Origin of the sequence: Enterobacter sp. ENT03 (genome assembly GCF_019218745.1) — a bacterium.
GTDB lineage: Bacteria > Pseudomonadota > Gammaproteobacteria > Enterobacterales > Enterobacteriaceae > Enterobacter_D.
Genome location: NZ_JAHUXA010000005.1, coordinates 147,842 through 165,164, shown reverse-complemented (window position 1 = coordinate 165,164; position 17,323 = coordinate 147,842). Strand labels below are relative to the sequence as shown.

Sequence of the window (17,323 nt, the reverse complement as noted above, 5' to 3'; positions counted from 1 at the left end):
TGCTGAGCGGGCTGACAAGGAGAGATGCGTGAGGCGACTGCCGGGGATATTGCTGCTGACGGGGGCGACGCTGGTGGTCATCATCGCGCTGCTGGTAAGCGGCCTGCGACTGATGCTGCCGCATCTGGACAGCTGGCGTCCGGCTATCCTTGCGAAAATCGAATCCTCCACCGGCGTACCGGTTGATGCAAAGCAGGCTACCGCCAGCTGGCAAAACTTTGGCCCGACGCTGGACGTGCGCGGCATTCATGCCGAAATGAAAGACGGTGGCGAGGTGTCCATTCAGCGAGTTACGCTGGCGCTTGACGTCTGGCAGAGCCTGCTGCACCTGCGCTGGCAGTTCCGCGATCTGACCTTTTATCAGCTTCAGGTTCGCACCAATACTCCCCTGCAACAGAGCAATGACAGCGACGGTCTGGAAACGAACCGCCTGAGCGATCTGTTCCTCCGCCAGTTCGACCATTTCGATCTGCGCGACAGCCATATCAGTTTCCTGACCCCCTCCGGGCAGCGTGCCGAGCTGGCGGTGCCGAAGCTGACGTGGCTCAACGGCAAAAACCGCCATCGCGCTGAAGGTGAAGTCAGTCTCTCCAGCCTGACCGGCCAGCACGGCGTGATGAAAGTGCGCATGGATTTGCGTGACGACGAGGGGCTGCTGAATCATGGCCGCGTATGGCTACAGGCGGATGATATTGACGTCAAACCCTGGCTTGGCAAATGGATGCAGGACAATGTGGCGCTGCAAACGGCCCGCTTCAGTCTGGAAGGCTGGCTGACACTGAGTAAAGGCGAAGTGTCCGGCGGCGATGTCTGGCTTAAACAGGGCGGTGCCAGCTGGAAAGGCGATACACAGCCGCACCGTCTGTCCGTCGATAACCTGACGGCGCACATTACCCGCCAGCAGCAAGGCTGGCAGTTTGATATTCCCGAAACCCGCATCACCATGGACGACAAACCCTGGCCCAAAGGCGCGTTGTCGCTGGCCTGGATCCCGGCTCAGGATGCAGGCGGGGCGAACGGCATCCGCAGCGACGAGTTGCGCGTACGCGCCAGCCACCTTGAACTGAACGGGCTGGACGGCATGTTGCCGATTGCCGAAAAAATTTCCCCGGCCCTTGGCGAGATCTGGCGCGCCATGCAGCCGACCGGGCAAGTAGAACAGCTGGCGCTGGATATTCCCCTGCAGGCCACTAACAAAACCCGTTTTCAGGCCAACTGGCACGATCTTGCCTGGCAACAGTGGAAAATGCTGCCGGGCGTGGAACATTTCACCGGGACGCTTTCCGGCAGCGTGGAAGACGGCAGGCTGACCGCCAGCATCAACCAGGCAAAAATGCCGTATAAAACGGTATTCCGCGCGCCGCTGGAAATCGAAAAGGGCGTTGCCACACTTAACTGGCTGAAAAATGACAAAGGTTTTCAGCTTGATGGCCGACAGATTGATGTTAAAGGCACTGGCGTGCATGCGCGGGGCGATTTCCGTTATCTGCAACCCGCCGGGGATGAACCCTGGCTTGGGATCCTCGCCGGGATCAGCACCGATGATGCCGGACAGGCCTGGCGCTACTTCCCGGAAAACCTGATGGGGAAAGCGCTGGTGGATTACCTGAGCGGGGCGATCCAGGGCGGTCAGGTGGATAACGCAACACTGGTCTATGGCGGCAATCCGCACCTGTTCCCGTATAAACACAACGAAGGTCAGTTCGAGGTGCTGGTGCCGCTGCGCAACGCCACCTTTGCGTTCCAGCCTGACTGGCCAGCACTGAAAAATCTCGATATGGAGCTGGACTTCCTTAATGACGGCCTGTGGATGAAAACCGACGAGGTCAGTCTGGGCGGTGTCAAAGGCCGTAATCTGCGGGCGGTGATCCCGGATTACCTGAAGGAAAAACTGCTGATCGACGCCGATATTAGTGGGCCGGGAAAAGCCGTCGGACCTTATTTTAACGATACGCCGCTCAAGGATTCATTAGGCACCACGCTGGAAGAACTTCAGCTTGATGGCGATGTAAGCGCTCGCTTACATCTGGACATTCCGCTTGATGGCGAAATGACGACGGCCAAAGGCGACGTGCAGCTGAATAACAACAGCCTGTTTATCAAGCCGCTCAACAGTACGCTGCATAACCTGAAGGGGCAGTTCAGCTTTGAAAACGGCAATCTGAAAAGCGAGCCGCTTACCGCCCGCTGGTTTAATCAGCCGCTCAACGTCAGTTTCTCCACCACCGAAGGCGAGAAAGCCTATCAGGTGGCGGTAGATCTGGACGGCAACTGGCAGCCAGCGGGTATCGATGCGCTGCCAAAACAACTGCGTGATGCTGTCAGCGGTAGCGCCGCGTGGACGGGTAAGGTGGGCATTGAACTGCCTTATCACGCCGATGCGCATTACAGCGTGGATATTAAAGGCGACTTAAAAAATATTGCCAGCCAGCTGCCTTCTCCGCTGGAGAAAGCCGCCGGTCAGCCGTTGCCGTTAACGGTAAACGTGGACGGCGATCTGCGCCATTTCGATCTGACGGGCAAAGCGGGCAGCGACAACCATTTCAATAGTCGCTGGCTGCTAAGTAAAAAGCTGACGCTGGATCGCGCTATCTGGACCTCGGAAAGCCGCACGCTGCCGCCACTGCCGGAAACCGCTGGCGTGGAACTGAATCTGCCGCCGCTGGATGGCGCGCAATGGCTGGTGCTGCTTCAGCAGGGCGTGGCGACTAACGTCAGTAGTGCGACGGCGTTCCCGGAAAATATCACCCTGCGCACCCCGGCGCTGACGCTCGGCGGGCAGCAGTGGAATAACCTGAGTATCGTGAAGCAGCCGGTAGCGGGTGGTTCGAAAGTTGAGGCGCAGGGGCGTGAAATTAACGCTACCGTCACTATGCTGGATAACGCACCGTGGCTGGCGGCGATCCGCTATCTCTATTACAACCCGACGGCGGCTAAGCGCGATCCGCTGTCGCCAACGACGCTGCTCACTAAACGACAAATTGATTTCAGCGGCTGGCCTGACCTTCAGTTACGCTGCGCGGAATGCTGGTTCTGGGGGCAAAAATACGGGCGGCTTGACGGCGATTTCACCATCAAAGGCGACACCTTAACGCTGAAAGAAGGGCTGCTGGACACCGGCTTTGCGCGTCTGACGGCAAACGGCGAGTGGGTCAACCGCACGGGTGAAGAGCGCACGTCGATTAAGGGCCGACTGAAGGGCGATAAGATCGACGCGGCAACCAATTTCTTTGGTGTTGTCACCCCGCTGCGCAAAGCGCCTTTTGATATTGATTACGACCTGCACTGGCGCAACCCGCCGTGGCAACCGGAAGAGGCCTCCCTTAACGGCATTTTGCGCACCCGACTGGGTAATGGCGAAATCGCGGATGTCAGTACCGGACGTGCCGGACAACTGCTGCGTCTGGTCAGTTTCGACGCGCTGCTGCGCAAACTGCGGTTTGACTTCAGCGATACCTTCAGCGAAGGGTTCTACTTTGACTCGATCCGCAGTACCGCCTGGATCAAAGATGGCGTGATGCATACCGATGATACGCTGGTGGACGGGCTGGAAGCCGATATTGCCATGAAAGGGTCGGTGGATCTGGTTCGCCGTAAGCTTAATGTGGAAGCCGTGGTCGCGCCGGAGATCTCCGCAACCGTCGGCGTGGCGGCAGCCTTTGCCGTTAACCCGATCGTTGGCGCGGCGGTCTTTGCCGCCAGTAAGGTACTGGGTCCATTGTGGAATAAAGTCTCCATCCTGCGCTACCAGATCACCGGCACCATGGATAAACCACAAATTAATGAAGTGCTGCGCCAGCCGCGCAGCCCGGCTAAGCAATGATTTGACGGGGGCGAGTAATTGCCTCACTCTCAATAGATATGTTTTCTACCGCTAACCTGGCGGCAACCAAAGAGTAGCAACATGACGAGTTTGAATCTGGTTAGTGAACAATTGCTAACGGCGAATGGCCTGAATCATCAGGATCTGTTTTCCATTCTTGGCCAACTGGCCGAGCGCCGTCTTGATTACGGCGATCTCTATTTCCAGTCGAGCTATCACGAGTCCTGGGTTTTAGAAGACAACATTATTAAAGACGGCTCGTATCACATCGACCAGGGTGTCGGCGTGCGGGCGGTCAGCGGCGAAAAAACGGGCTTTGCGTATGCCGACCAAATCAGTCTGCTGGCGCTGGAACAGAGCGCGCAGGCGGCACGTACGATCGTGCGCGACAGCGGCGATGGCAAAGTGAAAACCCTGGGCGCGGTGGAATATGGCGCGCTCTATACCAGCATCGATCCGCTGCAAAGCATGACCCGCGAAGAGAAGCTCGACATTTTGCGCCGCGTGAATGCGGTGGCTCGTGCGGCTGATACGCGCGTACAGGAAGTGAATGCCAGCCTTACCGGCGTCTATGAACTGATCCTCGTGGCGGCTACCGACGGCACGCTGGCGGCGGATGTCCGTCCGCTGGTTCGTCTGTCGGTCAGCGTTCAGGTGGAAGACCAGGGCAAACGCGAGCGCGGTTCAAGCGGCGGCGGCGGTCGTTTCGGCTATGAATGGTTCCTCGCCGATGCGGGCGGTGAAGTCCGTGCGGATGCCTGGGCGAAAGAAGCCGTGCGTATGGCGCTGGTCAATCTCTCCGCCGTAGCGGCGCCTGCGGGTACGCTGCCGGTGGTACTGGGTGCGGGCTGGCCCGGCGTGCTGCTGCACGAAGCGGTGGGTCACGGTCTGGAAGGCGACTTTAACCGTCGTGGCACCTCGGTATTCAGTGGGCAGATGGGGCAACTGGTGGCGTCTGAACTCTGTACCATCGTTGATGACGGCACGATGCACGATCGTCGCGGCTCGGTGGCGATTGATGATGAAGGTACGCCTGGCCAGTACAATGTGCTGATCGAAAACGGCGTGCTGAAAGGTTATATGCAGGACAAGCTAAACGCGCGTCTGATGGGCGTCGCGCCAACCGGTAACGGCCGCCGCGAATCCTATGCCCATTTACCGATGCCGCGCATGACCAACACTTATATGCTGGCCGGTAAATCCACGCCGCAGGAGATCATCGAGTCTGTCGAATACGGCATCTACGCGCCTAACTTTGGCGGCGGTCAGGTAGATATTACCTCCGGTAAGTTCGTTTTCTCGACGTCCGAAGCGTATCTCATTGAAAACGGTAAAGTGACGACGCCAGTGAAAGGTGCCACGCTGATCGGCTCCGGTATCGAAGCCATGCAGCAGGTGTCGATGGTCGGTAACGATCTGCAACTCGACAGCGGCGTAGGCGTATGCGGCAAAGAAGGGCAGAGTCTGCCGGTAGGCGTGGGTCAGCCGACGCTGAAAGTGGATAACCTGACCGTGGGCGGCACGGCGTAATTCATTGTGTGAAATTGCCCGGCGGCGCTGCGCTTGCCGGGCCTACAATATTGTAGGTCGGGTAAGCGCAGCGCCACCCGACAAGACCGAGCCCAGATTGTAAGCCGGGTATGTATCTCGCGCCCGACAACGTCCCGACATTATTTCTCTTTCCCCCGCCCGCGCATGGCCTGAAACAGGTTAGCGACCTCAACAAAGTAATCCGTCAGATAGTTAATACACACCTGCACCTTGAGCGGCAGCTTATCTTTTTCGGTATAAAGCGCGTACACCGGACGCGGATCCGACTGGTAGCGCGGAAATAAAATCTCCAGTGTGCCGCGATTGATCTCGTCGATCACCCACATCAGCGGCACATAAGCTACTCCGGCACCAGCGGTCAGCCAGCGGGTCAACGTCATCGGATCGTTTGTCACAAAACGGCCCTCGGGGATCAAGCGCGTGGATAATCCCTCTGGAGCGATCAGCTCAAATTCGTTATCGGGGCGCACGCTATATTCCAGCCAGGAATGATTAGTCAGATCCGCCGGTTTTTCCGGCGTGCCGTACTGCGCCAGGTAGCTTTTCGCGGCGCACACCACCATTGGCATGGTTCCCAGTCGGCGCGAGAACAGGCTCGAATCCTGCAATGCGCCTACGCGGATCACCACGTCCAGCCCGTCGGCGATGAGATCTGGCGCGGGGATGCCGGTGACCAGATTCACCGTCAGCCCAGGGTAATCCTTCAGCATTTGCGCGGTCATTCCGGCGAGAACATTTTGTGCCATAGTTGAAGAACAACCGATGCGCAGTGTGCCGATGGGGGTGTTATTAAAAGCGTACAGCTGTTCATGCACGTCCTGCACTTCATGAAGCATGCGACGGCAGCCCTGATAATAAATCTTACCCGCTTCGGTCAGCGCCAGGCTGCGGGTGCTGCGGTTTAAGAGCTTCACCTGTAGCTCGTCTTCCAGTTTTGAGACGGTCTGGCTGATTGAGGAAACACTCATATGCAGCTGCCGTGCGGCGGCGGTAAATGACCCCAGCTCGACGACCCGGGCGAACACCGACATGCGTTTTAATCGTTCCATTGTTCACTCTGGCTTAAAAGTGATTTAGATCACACTATATAGATAACAGCATAACAGTTAGGCTAGTATATAGTTAGCTGAATAACAGATACGTCACTCTCGCCTGGCCTTTCTGGCCCTTATTCCTGCGGTGACGTGAATAATACTTATCTCCTGCACGCTTTAATCAAGGTCAACATGAGTCTGTTTCCCGTGGTCGTGGTGTTCGGTCTGTCGTTCCCACCGATATTCTTTGAGTTACTTATATCACTGGCGCTTTTCTGGCTGGTGCGCCGACTGTTGCTCCCGACCGGGATCTACGATTTTGTCTGGCACCCGGCATTGTTTAATACAGCGCTATATTGCTGCTTATTTTATTTACTGACGCGCCTGTTCGACTGAGGTTGATGTGAAAACACTAACAAGAAATTTTAGCCGTACTGCCATCACCGTGGTGATGGTTATTCTGGCATTTATTGCCATCTTTCGCGCCTGGGTCTATTACACCGAATCGCCGTGGACACGTGACGCGCGTTTTAGTGCGGATGTGGTTGCCATCGCGCCGGATGTCGCGGGGCTGATCACCGATGTAAAGGTTCACGATAACCAACTAGTACAGAAAGATCAGGTGCTGTTCACCATCGATCAGCCGCGCTATCAAAAAGCCGTCGAAGAAGCGGAGGCTGATGTGGCGTACTATCGCGCACTGGCAAGTGAAAAACGCCGCGAAGCCGGACGGCGTAATCAATTAGGCATTCAGGCGATGTCCCGCGAGGAGATTGACCAGTCCAACAACGTCTTGCAGACGGTGATCCACCAGCAGGCAAAAGCCCAGGCGACGCTGGATCTGGCAAAACTGGATCTCGAACGTACCGTGATCCGCGCCCCGGCTGCAGGCTGGATCACCAACCTTAACGTCTATACCGGGGAGTTTATTACCCGCGGCTCGACGGCGGTGGCGCTGGTGAAACAGAATTCATTTTATGTGCTGGCCTATATGGAAGAGACCAAACTGGAAGGCGTGCGCCCGGGGTATCGCGCCGAAATTACGCCGCTCGGCAGTAACCGGGTGATCAAAGGCACCGTTGACAGCGTGGCCGCCGGGGTTACCAACGCCAGCAGCAGTCGTGATGCCAAAGGCATGGCGACCATTGATTCCAATCTGGAATGGGTTCGCCTGGCGCAGCGCGTGCCGGTGCGTATTCGCCTTGACGATCAGAAAGAGAATCTCTGGCCGGCGGGCACAACCGCAACGGTGGTGATCACCGGCGAAAAAGACCGGGACGAAAGCCAGGACTCCTTCTTCCGCAAACTGGCTCACCGTCTGCGTGAGTTCGGTTAAGCATGATGGGTATTTTTTCCATCGCCACACAGCACATCCGCTTCGCCCTGAAACTGGCGTGCGCCATTGTGCTGGCGCTGTTTGTCGGCTTTCACTTCCAGCTTGAAACCCCGCGCTGGGCGGTACTGACGGCGGCGCTTGTCGCCGCAGGCCCGGCCTTTGCGGCAGGGGGGGAACCCTATTCCGGCGCGATCCGCTACCGCGGGATGCTGCGTATTATTGGCACCTTTATCGGCTGTGCGGCGGCGCTGACTATTATTATTCTGCTGATCCGTGCGCCACTGCTGATGCTGGTGGTGTGCTGTATCTGGGCCGGATTTTGTACCTGGATCTCCTCACTGGTGCGCGTTGAAAACTCCTATGCCTGGGGGCTGGCGGGCTATACCGCGCTGATCATTGTGATCACCATTCAGTATGAACCGCTGCTGACGCCGCAGTTTGCCGTCGAGCGTTGCAGCGAGATCGTGCTGGGGATCGTCTGCGCCATCGTTGCGGATCTGCTGTTTTCGCCGCGCTCGATCAAACAGGAGATCGACCGCGAACTCGACAGCCTGCTGGTGGCGCAATACCAGCTGATGCAGTTCTGCATCATGCACGGCAGCGGTGAAGAGATGGATAAAGCCTGGGGTGCGCTGGTGCGTCGTACCAACGCGCTCGAAGGCATGCGCAGCAACCTGAATATGGAATCCTCGCGCTGGACGCGCGCAAACCGGCGGCTGAAAGCAATTAATACCCTGTCGCTAACGCTGATCACCCAGGCCTGTGAAACCTGGCTTATTCAGAATTCCCGCCCGGAAGCGGTGACGGATACTTTCCGCGAGCTTTTTGCCGAGCCGGTGGAAACCGCGCAGGACGTGCATAAACAGCTCAAACGTATACGCCGGGTACTCATCTGGACCGGCGAGCGCGATACGCCGGACACCATTTACAACTGGGTAAGGGCGGCGACACGTTATCTGCTGCTCAAGCGCGGCGTGATCAGCAATACCAGAATCAGCGCTACGGAAGAAGAGGTGCTGGACGGTGAAACGGTGATGAAGGCCGGTTCCGCCGAGCGCCATCATGCGATGGTAAACTTCTGGCGCACCACCCTCTCCTGTATTCTTGGCACCCTGTTCTGGCTGTGGACCGGCTGGACATCCGGTAATGGCGCGATGGTGATGATCGCTGTGGTGACTTCGCTGGCGATGCGCCTGCCTAACCCGCGCATGGTGGCCGTCGATTTCGTTTACGGTACGCTGGCGGCGCTCCCCTTAGGCGCGTTCTATTTCCTCGTGGTGCTTCCCTCAACGCAACAAAGCATGCTGCTGTTATGTATCAGCCTCGCGGTAATGGCCTTCTTTATCGGTATCGAAGTGCAGAAACGACGGCTGGGATCGCTGGGGGCGCTGGCGAGCACCATCAACATTATCGTGCTGGATAACCCGATGACCTTTGAGTTCAGCCGCTTTCTGGACAGCGCGCTGGGCCAGATTGTGGGTTGTATCCTGGCGTTCACGGTGATCGTGCTGATCCGCGATAACTCCCGCGCGCGCACCGGACGGATGCTGCTCAATCAGTTTATGACTGCGGCGGTCTCCTCGCTCACCACCAATACTGCCCGGCGTAAAGAAAACCATCTGCCAGCGCTGTATCAGCAACTGTTTTTACTGCTGAGCAAATTCCCGGACGATGTTGCTAAATTTCGCCTGGCGCTGACGTTGATCATCGCCCATCAGCGGTTGCGTGACGCGCCGGTGCCGGTGAATGCCGATCTGTCGGCCTGGCATCGCCAGTTGCGGCGCACGGCGGATCACGTCATGTCTGCCACCAGCGACCATAAACGGCGGCACTACTTTACGCAGTTGCTGGCAGAGCTTGACGTCTATCAGGAGAAGCTGCGCAGCTGGTCCGCACCGGATCAGGTGACGTATCCCGTGAAGCGGCTGGTGGATATGCTCCACAAATATCAGCATGCGCTGACCGACAGTTAAGCCGACAAACCGACGCCAGAAGCGTCGGTTTTTTTATGGCTATACTTAACGTTATTGCCCGAAAACTGAGGATCAGGAGGACATATGGCAACGCAGTCACTACAGGATCATGCGCTATTTCAGACAGGCTATTTTGTTGATGGCGTATGGAAAACGCTGGCAACGACTTTCGACGTGACCAACCCGGCGACGGGCGAGGTGATTGCTAAGGTCGCAAAAGCCGGTAAAAAAGAGACCGAAGACGCGATCGCCGCCGCCAGCCGTGCATTTCCCGCATGGCGCGCGAAAACCGCCAAAGAGCGTTCCACCATCCTCTACCGCTGGTATGAACTGATTATCGAGAACAAAACCTGGCTTGGACAACTGATGACCGCTGAGCAGGGCAAGCCACTGAAAGAAGCTGAGGGTGAAGTGGACTATGCCGCCAGCTTTATTCAATGGTTTGCCGAGCAGGCCAAGCGTGCGAATGGCGAGATCATTCCGCCCGCCAAAGCCGGTTCGCGTATTTTTGCCACCCGTGAACCCATTGGCGTGGTGGCGGCAATCACGCCGTGGAATTTCCCGATGGCGATGCTGACCCGTAAGCTCGGCCCGGCGCTGGCAGCAGGCTGTACTGCTTTGATAAAACCCGCGAATAATACGCCGCTCAGCGCCTTTGCGCTGATCCAGCTGGCGAAAAAAGCGGGGGTACCTGATGGCGTGCTTAACGCGGTGGCAGGCACGACGGCGGAGATCAGCGACGCCATTATGGCAAGCCCGGAGGTCCGCAAAATCTCCTTTACCGGATCGACGGCGGTCGGCAAAACCCTGATGCGTAACGCCGCGGAAACCATGAAAAAAGTGTCGATGGAGCTGGGCGGCAATGCGCCTTATATCGTCTTCGACGATGCTGATATTGATGCCGCGGTGCAGGGGGCGGTTGCCAATAAATTCCGTAACGCCGGGCAGGTTTGCGTCAGCGTTAACCGCTTCTATATTCATGAGTCGGTCTACGAGACTTTTGTCAGCAAACTCGCCAGCGCTGTCAGCGCCCTGAAAGTGGGCAACGGGGTGGAAGATGGTGTGGTGGTTGGCCCGCTGATCGAACCCTCAGCGGTGGATAAAGTCCGTGAGCATGTCGAGGATGCCGTGGCGAAGGGCGCGAAAGTGCTGGCTGGCGGTAAGGCCCATGCGGTGGGCGGTAACTTCTGGGAGCCAACTGTGCTTGGCGACTGTAGCGAGGGGATGAAACTGGCCGCCGAAGAAACCTTTGGCCCGCTGGCTGCTTGCTTCCGTTTTACTTCCGAAGAGGAAGTGATCCGCCGCGCTAACGATACGCCGTTCGGTCTTGCCGCTTATTTTTATACGCAGGATTTGGCGCGGGTATTCCGTGTCTCGCAGGCTATTGAAAGCGGCATGATTGGCGTCAATGAATGCGCGGTTTCGACGGAGGTGGCCCCGTTCGGTGGCGTTAAAGAATCAGGGCTTGGCCGCGAAGGATCGGTGCTGGGTCTGGAAGAGTTTCTGGAAGTGAAAACCCTGCATCTTGGGGGATTATAAACATCAGCGGCGGCACTCGCCGCCTGTGTGCGCTGGGTGGCTGGCCATGAACAGTATTTATACTTTTGATTTTGACGAAATCGAGGATCAGACGGATTTCTACCGTGAATTTGCGCGCGCCTTTAATATTCAGCAGACGAAGGTGCACGATCTGGATTCTCTCTGGGAAGTGGTGACCGGGGGAAGCCTGCCGGTACCGCTGGAGATTGAGTTCACGCATCTGGCGGAAAAAGAGCGGCGTCGGTATGGTGCGCTGATCCTGTTATTTGATGAAGCAGAAGAAGAGCTGGAAGGGGCGCTGCGCTTTAATGTGTGCGCCTGAGGCAAAAAAAAGCCCCTGCTGTGCAGGGGCAATAAAATGGCATTGCAGAAGGATTTATTTATAGAGTTCTGCAGTCGCGTGCCAGCTGTCGCCGGTACGGGCTTCGATGATGCGGTAAGAAGACGCACCTTCTTGTTCAGCTTTTTTATCCAGCGCGGCACGAATATCCATCGGAGAAGCATTCACCCCACCTACGGAAACAGTACCGATTGACTGACGGTTCTGTGCCTGGTCGCTGCCGATAGAGTTAGCGGCAAAAGCGCCAAAGGACAGGACGGAAAGGATGCTCAGGGTTGCTACGGTTGTTTTGATTTTCATGATGTTTACCTCGTCGAATTCTTTTACTGAAGGCCTTTCTTTGTGACCTTCATCACAGAATCAAGTATACACTAGTCACGCGAATAATTAATACCATGCTAATGGTTTCACTGTGCATTTAGTTTTAAAGGCAGCGATTTATATACCCAGAGCGAATTAAAAACGGCGATTTTTTAACATCGATCCTATAAATAATCATAAAAATCATGTTGATAGGTGAATTTGGTTTTTTGTGCGGTTTCATTCACTGGGTGAATGTAATAAGGCAGGGAATCGCACTTAATGTTAAAGAAATGTGCGTGATAAATAGCGGAAATGGGGGAAACCGCAGTGGGATCCCCCGGGCGTTAACCGTTGGTAAGGGTGAAACTACAGTTCCTGTTCGAAGAGCACGAGGATCGCTTCGTACAGCTCTTTAACGGTGAAACCGCTGGCAGGCGTGGTGAAAATCGTGTCGTCCCCGGCAATAGTACCGAGAATACCTTCTGATTTACCTAATGAGTCCAGCAGGCGGGCAATCAGCTGCGCGGCACCCGGACTGGTGTGGATAACCACTACGGCTGCGTTGTAATCAATATCCAGTACCAGATTTTTCAGTGGGCTGGAGGTGGTCGGCACGCCCAGTTCCGCAGGCAGGCAGTACACCATCTCCATCTTCGCGTTGCGGGTGCGCACGGCACCAAATTTGGTCAGCATGCGCGAGACTTTGGACTGGTTAATGTTGTCGAAACCCTGCTCCTGCAACGCAAGCACGATTTCACCCTGGGAGCTGAATTTTTCTTCTTTGAGCAGCGCTTTGAACGCTTTGATTAATTCTTCTTGTTTGGCCGAACTTCGCATAAGTCACCCGTGGAGTGGCGAGAGAAACACCATTATTATGCATATAAATGAATTTTTATGCAAATGGTCAGCCCGATTAAAGGCTGAAATAATGTAATGAAAGGGCGCGATTTTATCAAAAAACGTTATCGATAAACATGCCTGCGTCACGCGCCGCCAATTTGGTTAAAAGTAAATTAAATGTTATCAAAATGATGTTGTTTTGAGGGCTTTAACAGGTGTATTGTACCGCCACGGCCCGGTTGCTGACGCTGTAAAGCAGTACACTTCCTTACAAATAGCGGGAAGTGAATAATGCTAAAAGCGTGCGAGGCCGCATTCTTTTGTCATGGATATTGTTAACATTTACCGAAGTATTAAAGGTCGCCAGCAACGGTTTCAACATATTTACCTTACCATAATAAGGAGTTTAGGATGAAAGTTGCAGTCCTCGGCGCGGCAGGTGGTATCGGCCAGGCGCTTGCCCTTCTTCTCAAGACCCAACTGCCTTCAGGCTCGGAACTCTCTCTGTACGACATCGCTCCGGTTACTCCCGGTGTGGCAGTTGATTTGAGTCATATCCCTACTGCAGTAAAAATCAAAGGTTTCTCCGGTGAAGACGCCACCCCTGCGCTGGAAGGTGCGGATGTGGTGCTGATCTCCGCAGGTGTAGCCCGTAAGCCTGGGATGGATCGCTCCGATCTGTTCAACGTTAACGCCGGTATCGTGAAAAATCTGGTCAGCCAGGTGGCGAAAACCTGTCCGGGCGCTTGTGTGGGTATTATCACCAACCCGGTAAACACCACCGTCGCGATCGCGGCTGAAGTGCTGAAAAAAGCCGGTGTTTACGACAAGAACAAACTGTTTGGTGTGACCACGCTGGATATTATCCGTTCCAACACTTTCGTGGCGGAGCTGAAAGGTAAGCAACCGGGCGACGTCGAAGTGCCGGTGATCGGTGGACACTCTGGCGTGACGATTCTGCCGCTGCTGTCGCAGATCCCGGGCGTGAGCTTCACTGAGCAGGAAGTTGTCGATCTGACCAAACGTATTCAGAACGCGGGTACCGAAGTGGTGGAAGCGAAGGCCGGTGGCGGTTCCGCTACGCTGTCGATGGGCCAGGCCGCTGCGCGCTTTGGTTTATCGCTGGTACGTGCGCTGTCAGGCGAAAAAGGTGTGGTGGAATGCGCGTATGTTGAAGGTGATGGCGAATACGCTCGCTTCTTCTCGCAGCCACTGCTGCTGGGCAAAAATGGCGTGGAAGAGCGTCAGTCCATCGGCAAACTGAGCGCGTTTGAACAAAGCGCGATGGAAGGCATGCTGGACACGCTGAAAAAAGACATTCAGCTGGGCGAAGAATTCGTCAACCAGTAAGCGCCTGCGCGGTCGCTGAACGCGAAAAAAAGCCGGAATTGTGTTCCGGCTTTTTTACGTCTGTCAGGTGGTGGCAGGGTATTCCTGAATGGTGACCTTGAGCGAGAGTTTTTTGTCTTCGCGCATCACTTCGACCGGAATTTCTGAGCCAGGGCGGATCTCCGCTACCTGATCCATGGTTTCCAGTGCTGAAACCGCCGGTTTGCTGTTCACCGAAATGATCACGTCGTTCACCTGGATCCCCGCGCGCGCCGCCGGACCGTCCGGTGCCACTTCGTTCACCACGATCCCCTGGATCTGATCGATGCCGCCACCCTGGGTATGCAGCGGGGCGATCTCTCTGCCGCTGATGCCGATATAGCCGCGGATCACGCGCCCGTCACGGATCAGCTTATCCATAATTTTGGTGGCCAGCTGGAATGGAATAGCGAAACCAATACCTTCCGGCGTTTCACCGTCGTTACTCTTGTCAAAGGAGAGGGTGTTGATGCCCATCAGCTCGCCCAGCGAGTTCACCAGCGCGCCGCCGGAGTTGCCGTGGTTGATGGAGGCGTCGGTTTGCAGGAAGTTCTGCCGCCCTGACGGGTTCAAACCGATACGACCGGTAGCACTGACGATCCCCTGCGTAATGGTCTGCCCGAGGTTATACGGGTTACCTATCGCCATCACCACATCACCGATGTGCGGCATGCGTTTACGGTTGATAGGGATCACCGGTAACCCGCCGGTCGCATTAACTTTTAGTACGGCCAGGTCGGTTAAGGCATCTGACCCCACCAGTAAGGCCTCAAACACGCGGCCATCCTGCAGCGCGACGATAATCTGGTCGGCGTCGTTGATCACATGTTTGTTGGTAATAATGTAGCCGCGTTCGTCCATGATCACCCCGGAACCCAAGGTACGGATCTCCAGCTGGTTGTTCGCGGAAGCATTCACGCTGCGGTTATAGACATTGACGACAGCCGGAGCCGCGCGGCGAACCGCCTGGTTATAGCTCACTGGCGTATCATCAGCGCTGTCAAATTTTGGCGTCGACAGAGGGTTGAGCTGGCGTAAAGAGGGCATAGCAGCCAGAAGAAGGCCACCAACAATCAAACCGATTGCAACGGAGCGTATGAGCTTTACAAACATGATGCAGGCGTCACCAGAGAGAGAATGGGCAGCATAGCATGAGTTAACCGGGCATCACACGTGGGATGATGCCCGGCTCCACAAATACCTAACGTAATAATAAATAAAGCGTATCGTTACCGCGCACCACGTGCAGGGCAATGATATTGGGTTTGGCTTCCAGCACTTTGCGCATTTCCGCTATCGACTGCACGCGGTCCCGGTTAACGCCAATGATGACATCATCTTTATGCAGACCGGTCTGCGCGGCAGGGCTGCTCTTTTCGACATCAGAGATAGTGATGCCTTTTGTACCGTCTTTTAACTGACCGTCGTTTAAGGTTGCGCCCTGCAGCGCCGGGGCGATCATTTCTGCGCTGGCCGACGACGAGGTGCTCTTATCCAGCGTGACTTCCACGTCCTGCGGTTTACCGTCACGCAGCAGGCCCAGCTTCACTTTCGAGCCTGGCTCGGTTGTCGCGATACGGGAGCGCAGTTCGGCAAAGCTGTTCAGCGGTTTACCGTTGAGGCTGACGATCACGTCACCGGATTTGATCCCTGCTTTAGCGGAACCCGAGTTTGGCAACACTTCACTGACGAACGCGCCGCGCTGCACGTTGAGGTCAAACGCTTTGGCAATATCCGCGCTCATTTCCATGCCTTTAATACCCAGCAGCCCACGCTTGATTTCACCGAACTGGATCAGCTGCTTCGCGAGGGTTTGCGCCATATTACTCGGAATGGCAAAACCAATTCCGACGCTGCCGCCACTCGGGGCAAGGATTGCGGTGTTAATGCCGATAAGCTCGCCGTTCAGGTTTAACAGCGCGCCGCCAGAGTTACCGCGGTTGATGGAGGCATCGGTCTGGATAAAGTTTTCCAGCCCTTCAAGGTTCAGGCCGCTACGGCCAAGCGCCGACACAATGCCTGACGTGGCGGTCTGGCCAAGGCCAAACGGGTTACCCACGGCGACGGCAAAATCGCCTACCCGCAGGGCGTCGGAATCGGCGACGGCAATTTGCGTCAGGTTCGTCGCGTTTTGCAGTTGCAGCAGCGCGATGTCGCTCTGGTCGTCGCCGCCAATCAGTTTGGCGTCAAACTCACGGCCATCATTCAGCTGCACGCTGATTTTTTGCGCCTGGTTGATGACGTGATTGTTGGTCAGCACATAGCCTTTGGCGGCGTCGATAATCACCCCGGAACCGAGGCCCTCAAACGGCTGCGCCTGTTGATCCGGCGCGTCCTCACCAAAGAATTTTTTCAGCTCTTCCGGCACCTTCGGATTTTGCTGCACTGCCGTGCCTTCTACCTGCACGCTGACGACCGCAGGCAATACTTTTTCCAGCATCGGCGCGAGGCTTGGGATCGCGGCCTGGCCGGGAACCTGCGACGGCAACGCCGCCATGGTCTGTAACGGCGCAGAAAGCGCTAACCCGACACCTAACGCTAACGCACTCAACAGCTGGTTTTTTTTCTTCATTGATGCTGGCTCTCGTAACCTGAAGTGTAAGGAAAAACGCCCCGTAACAGAGGGATGTTATTGAAATTTTGCACGGGTAACAATGAGGACAATGACTAAATAATAGTTGTGATGGGAAAGAAGAGGCGGGCGCAACCTGCGCGCCCGTAAAAAACGTGGCTCAACAGTTGGTTAATTGCGTTTCGGGGCACCGCGCAGCAGGCCCGATGCGCCTTCTGAATAGTCACGCGGCATCTGTACCGGCGCCTGATCGTTGCCCGCTTCCGATTCGGCAAGACGATTGCGGAACGGGTTCATCTCAGCAGACATTTCCGGCAGCAACTGGCTGGAGCTTTTTGCCATGTGCTGATACAGCTGGCGATAATCATGGGCCATGTTATCAAGCAGCTCGGCGCTGTGGGCAAAATGACCGACTAACTCTTCACGATACTCTTCCAGCTCGGCTTTATTTTTTTCCAGCTCGTATTGCAGGGCCTGCTGGTTGCGTAACTTGCGATTACCAAAACGCATGGCTACAGCACCAATCACGATGCCGACGACTAAACCAATTAGCGCATATTCCCAGGTCATGAACATCTCCCGTTGTCTTGTGATTCCGTAGGGTGTTGGCAGGGAGGCTCCTCGCCTGTGCCTGATTATGCCAC

The 17,323-nt window shown here is 55.9% G+C and carries 14 protein-coding genes; 8 read left to right on the top strand and 6 right to left on the bottom strand.

Going from position 1 to position 17,323, the window contains the following annotated elements:
* The first annotated feature begins 28 nt into the window (after nt 1-28).
* Nucleotides 29-3,823 carry an AsmA2 domain-containing protein YhdP gene (yhdP, locus tag KW828_RS09985; protein WP_218336216.1) on the top strand — a complete coding sequence of 1,265 codons (3,795 nt, stop codon included), beginning with the start codon at nt 29-31 and terminating at the stop codon, nt 3,821-3,823.
* Nucleotides 3,824-3,904: 81 nt separating this feature from the next.
* Nucleotides 3,905-5,353, top strand: coding sequence for a metalloprotease TldD (gene tldD / locus KW828_RS09980; protein ID WP_218336215.1), 1,449 nt, complete (start codon nt 3,905-3,907; stop codon nt 5,351-5,353).
* Nucleotides 5,354-5,493: 140 nt separating this feature from the next.
* On the opposite strand, the gene aaeR is transcribed toward tldD, so the two are convergent.
* Nucleotides 5,494-6,423 carry an HTH-type transcriptional activator AaeR gene (aaeR, locus tag KW828_RS09975; RefSeq protein ID WP_218336214.1) on the bottom strand — a complete coding sequence of 310 codons (930 nt, stop codon included), beginning with the start codon at nt 6,421-6,423 and terminating at the stop codon, nt 5,494-5,496.
* A gap of 177 nt (nt 6,424-6,600) precedes the next feature.
* Between aaeR and aaeX the strand changes: the two genes are divergently transcribed.
* From aaeX to KW828_RS09950, 5 genes are all read left to right on the top strand, one after another.
* Nucleotides 6,601-6,804 (top strand): p-hydroxybenzoic acid efflux pump operon protein AaeX, encoded by a 204-nt coding sequence (gene aaeX, locus KW828_RS09970; protein ID WP_072569538.1) that lies wholly within the window; start codon nt 6,601-6,603, stop codon nt 6,802-6,804.
* 7 nt (nt 6,805-6,811) lie between these two features.
* The gene (gene aaeA, locus KW828_RS09965) at nt 6,812-7,744 is read left to right on the top strand and encodes a p-hydroxybenzoic acid efflux pump subunit AaeA (protein WP_218336213.1); all 933 of its coding nucleotides are present in this window, start codon (nt 6,812-6,814) and stop codon (nt 7,742-7,744) included.
* 5 nt (nt 7,745-7,749) lie between these two features.
* The gene (gene aaeB, locus KW828_RS09960; protein ID WP_218336253.1) at nt 7,750-9,717 is read left to right on the top strand and encodes a p-hydroxybenzoic acid efflux pump subunit AaeB; all 1,968 of its coding nucleotides are present in this window, start codon (nt 7,750-7,752) and stop codon (nt 9,715-9,717) included.
* An 84-nt stretch (nt 9,718-9,801) separates the two neighbouring features.
* Nucleotides 9,802-11,256, top strand: a complete 1,455-nt coding sequence (locus KW828_RS09955; protein WP_218336212.1) for an NAD-dependent succinate-semialdehyde dehydrogenase — start codon at nt 9,802-9,804, stop codon at nt 11,254-11,256.
* A gap of 46 nt (nt 11,257-11,302) precedes the next feature.
* Nucleotides 11,303-11,578: a barstar family protein gene (locus KW828_RS09950; RefSeq protein ID WP_218336211.1), complete on the top strand. Its 276-nt coding sequence runs from the start codon at nt 11,303-11,305 to the stop codon at nt 11,576-11,578.
* A 54-nt stretch (nt 11,579-11,632) separates the two neighbouring features.
* Here KW828_RS09950 and yhcN read toward each other — a convergent pair whose 3' ends face one another.
* Nucleotides 11,633-11,896 carry a peroxide/acid stress response protein YhcN gene (gene yhcN / locus KW828_RS09945; RefSeq protein WP_218336210.1) on the bottom strand — a complete coding sequence of 88 codons (264 nt, stop codon included), beginning with the start codon at nt 11,894-11,896 and terminating at the stop codon, nt 11,633-11,635.
* 369 nt (nt 11,897-12,265) lie between these two features.
* Nucleotides 12,266-12,736: a transcriptional regulator ArgR gene (gene argR / locus KW828_RS09940; protein WP_072569543.1), complete on the bottom strand. Its 471-nt coding sequence runs from the start codon at nt 12,734-12,736 to the stop codon at nt 12,266-12,268.
* 414 nt (nt 12,737-13,150) lie between these two features.
* Between argR and mdh the strand changes: the two genes are divergently transcribed.
* A complete protein-coding gene (gene mdh / locus KW828_RS09935) occupies nt 13,151-14,089 on the top strand; it encodes a malate dehydrogenase (protein WP_218336209.1) in 939 nt (312 codons plus the stop codon).
* A 63-nt stretch (nt 14,090-14,152) separates the two neighbouring features.
* On the opposite strand, the gene degS is transcribed toward mdh, so the two are convergent.
* The 3 genes from degS to zapG all read right to left on the bottom strand — a co-directional run bounded on the left by degS (nt 14,153) and on the right by zapG (nt 17,249).
* Nucleotides 14,153-15,220: an outer membrane-stress sensor serine endopeptidase DegS gene (gene degS, locus KW828_RS09930; RefSeq protein WP_218336208.1), complete on the bottom strand. Its 1,068-nt coding sequence runs from the start codon at nt 15,218-15,220 to the stop codon at nt 14,153-14,155.
* An 88-nt stretch (nt 15,221-15,308) separates the two neighbouring features.
* Nucleotides 15,309-16,679, bottom strand: a complete 1,371-nt coding sequence (gene degQ, locus KW828_RS09925; RefSeq protein WP_218336207.1) for a serine endoprotease DegQ — start codon at nt 16,677-16,679, stop codon at nt 15,309-15,311.
* Between the two features lie 171 nt (nt 16,680-16,850).
* Nucleotides 16,851-17,249 (bottom strand): Z-ring associated protein ZapG, encoded by a 399-nt coding sequence (gene zapG, locus KW828_RS09920; protein WP_218336206.1) that lies wholly within the window; start codon nt 17,247-17,249, stop codon nt 16,851-16,853.
* Nucleotides 17,250-17,323: the final 74 nt, after the last annotated feature.

Excerpts from the sequence above, each read along its gene's own strand:
- zapG (WP_218336206.1), bottom strand. The coding sequence starts at position 17,249 with ATGACCTGGGAATATGCGCTAATTGGTTTAGTCGTCGGCATCGTGATT.
- aaeR (WP_218336214.1), bottom strand. The coding sequence starts at position 6,423 with ATGGAACGATTAAAACGCATGTCGGTGTTCGCCCGGGTCGTCGAGCTG.
- tldD (WP_218336215.1), top strand. The coding sequence starts at position 3,905 with ATGACGAGTTTGAATCTGGTTAGTGAACAATTGCTAACGGCGAATGGC.
- KW828_RS09950 (WP_218336211.1), top strand. The coding sequence starts at position 11,303 with ATGAACAGTATTTATACTTTTGATTTTGACGAAATCGAGGATCAGACG.
- yhcN (WP_218336210.1), bottom strand. The coding sequence starts at position 11,896 with ATGAAAATCAAAACAACCGTAGCAACCCTGAGCATCCTTTCCGTCCTG.
- degS (WP_218336208.1), bottom strand. The coding sequence starts at position 15,220 with ATGTTTGTAAAGCTCATACGCTCCGTTGCAATCGGTTTGATTGTTGGT.
- aaeX (WP_072569538.1), top strand. The coding sequence starts at position 6,601 with ATGAGTCTGTTTCCCGTGGTCGTGGTGTTCGGTCTGTCGTTCCCACCG.
- argR (WP_072569543.1), bottom strand. The coding sequence starts at position 12,736 with ATGCGAAGTTCGGCCAAACAAGAAGAATTAATCAAAGCGTTCAAAGCG.
- degQ (WP_218336207.1), bottom strand. The coding sequence starts at position 16,679 with ATGAAGAAAAAAAACCAGCTGTTGAGTGCGTTAGCGTTAGGTGTCGGG.
- KW828_RS09955 (WP_218336212.1), top strand. The coding sequence starts at position 9,802 with ATGGCAACGCAGTCACTACAGGATCATGCGCTATTTCAGACAGGCTAT.
- aaeB (WP_218336253.1), top strand. The coding sequence starts at position 7,750 with ATGGGTATTTTTTCCATCGCCACACAGCACATCCGCTTCGCCCTGAAA.
- mdh (WP_218336209.1), top strand. The coding sequence starts at position 13,151 with ATGAAAGTTGCAGTCCTCGGCGCGGCAGGTGGTATCGGCCAGGCGCTT.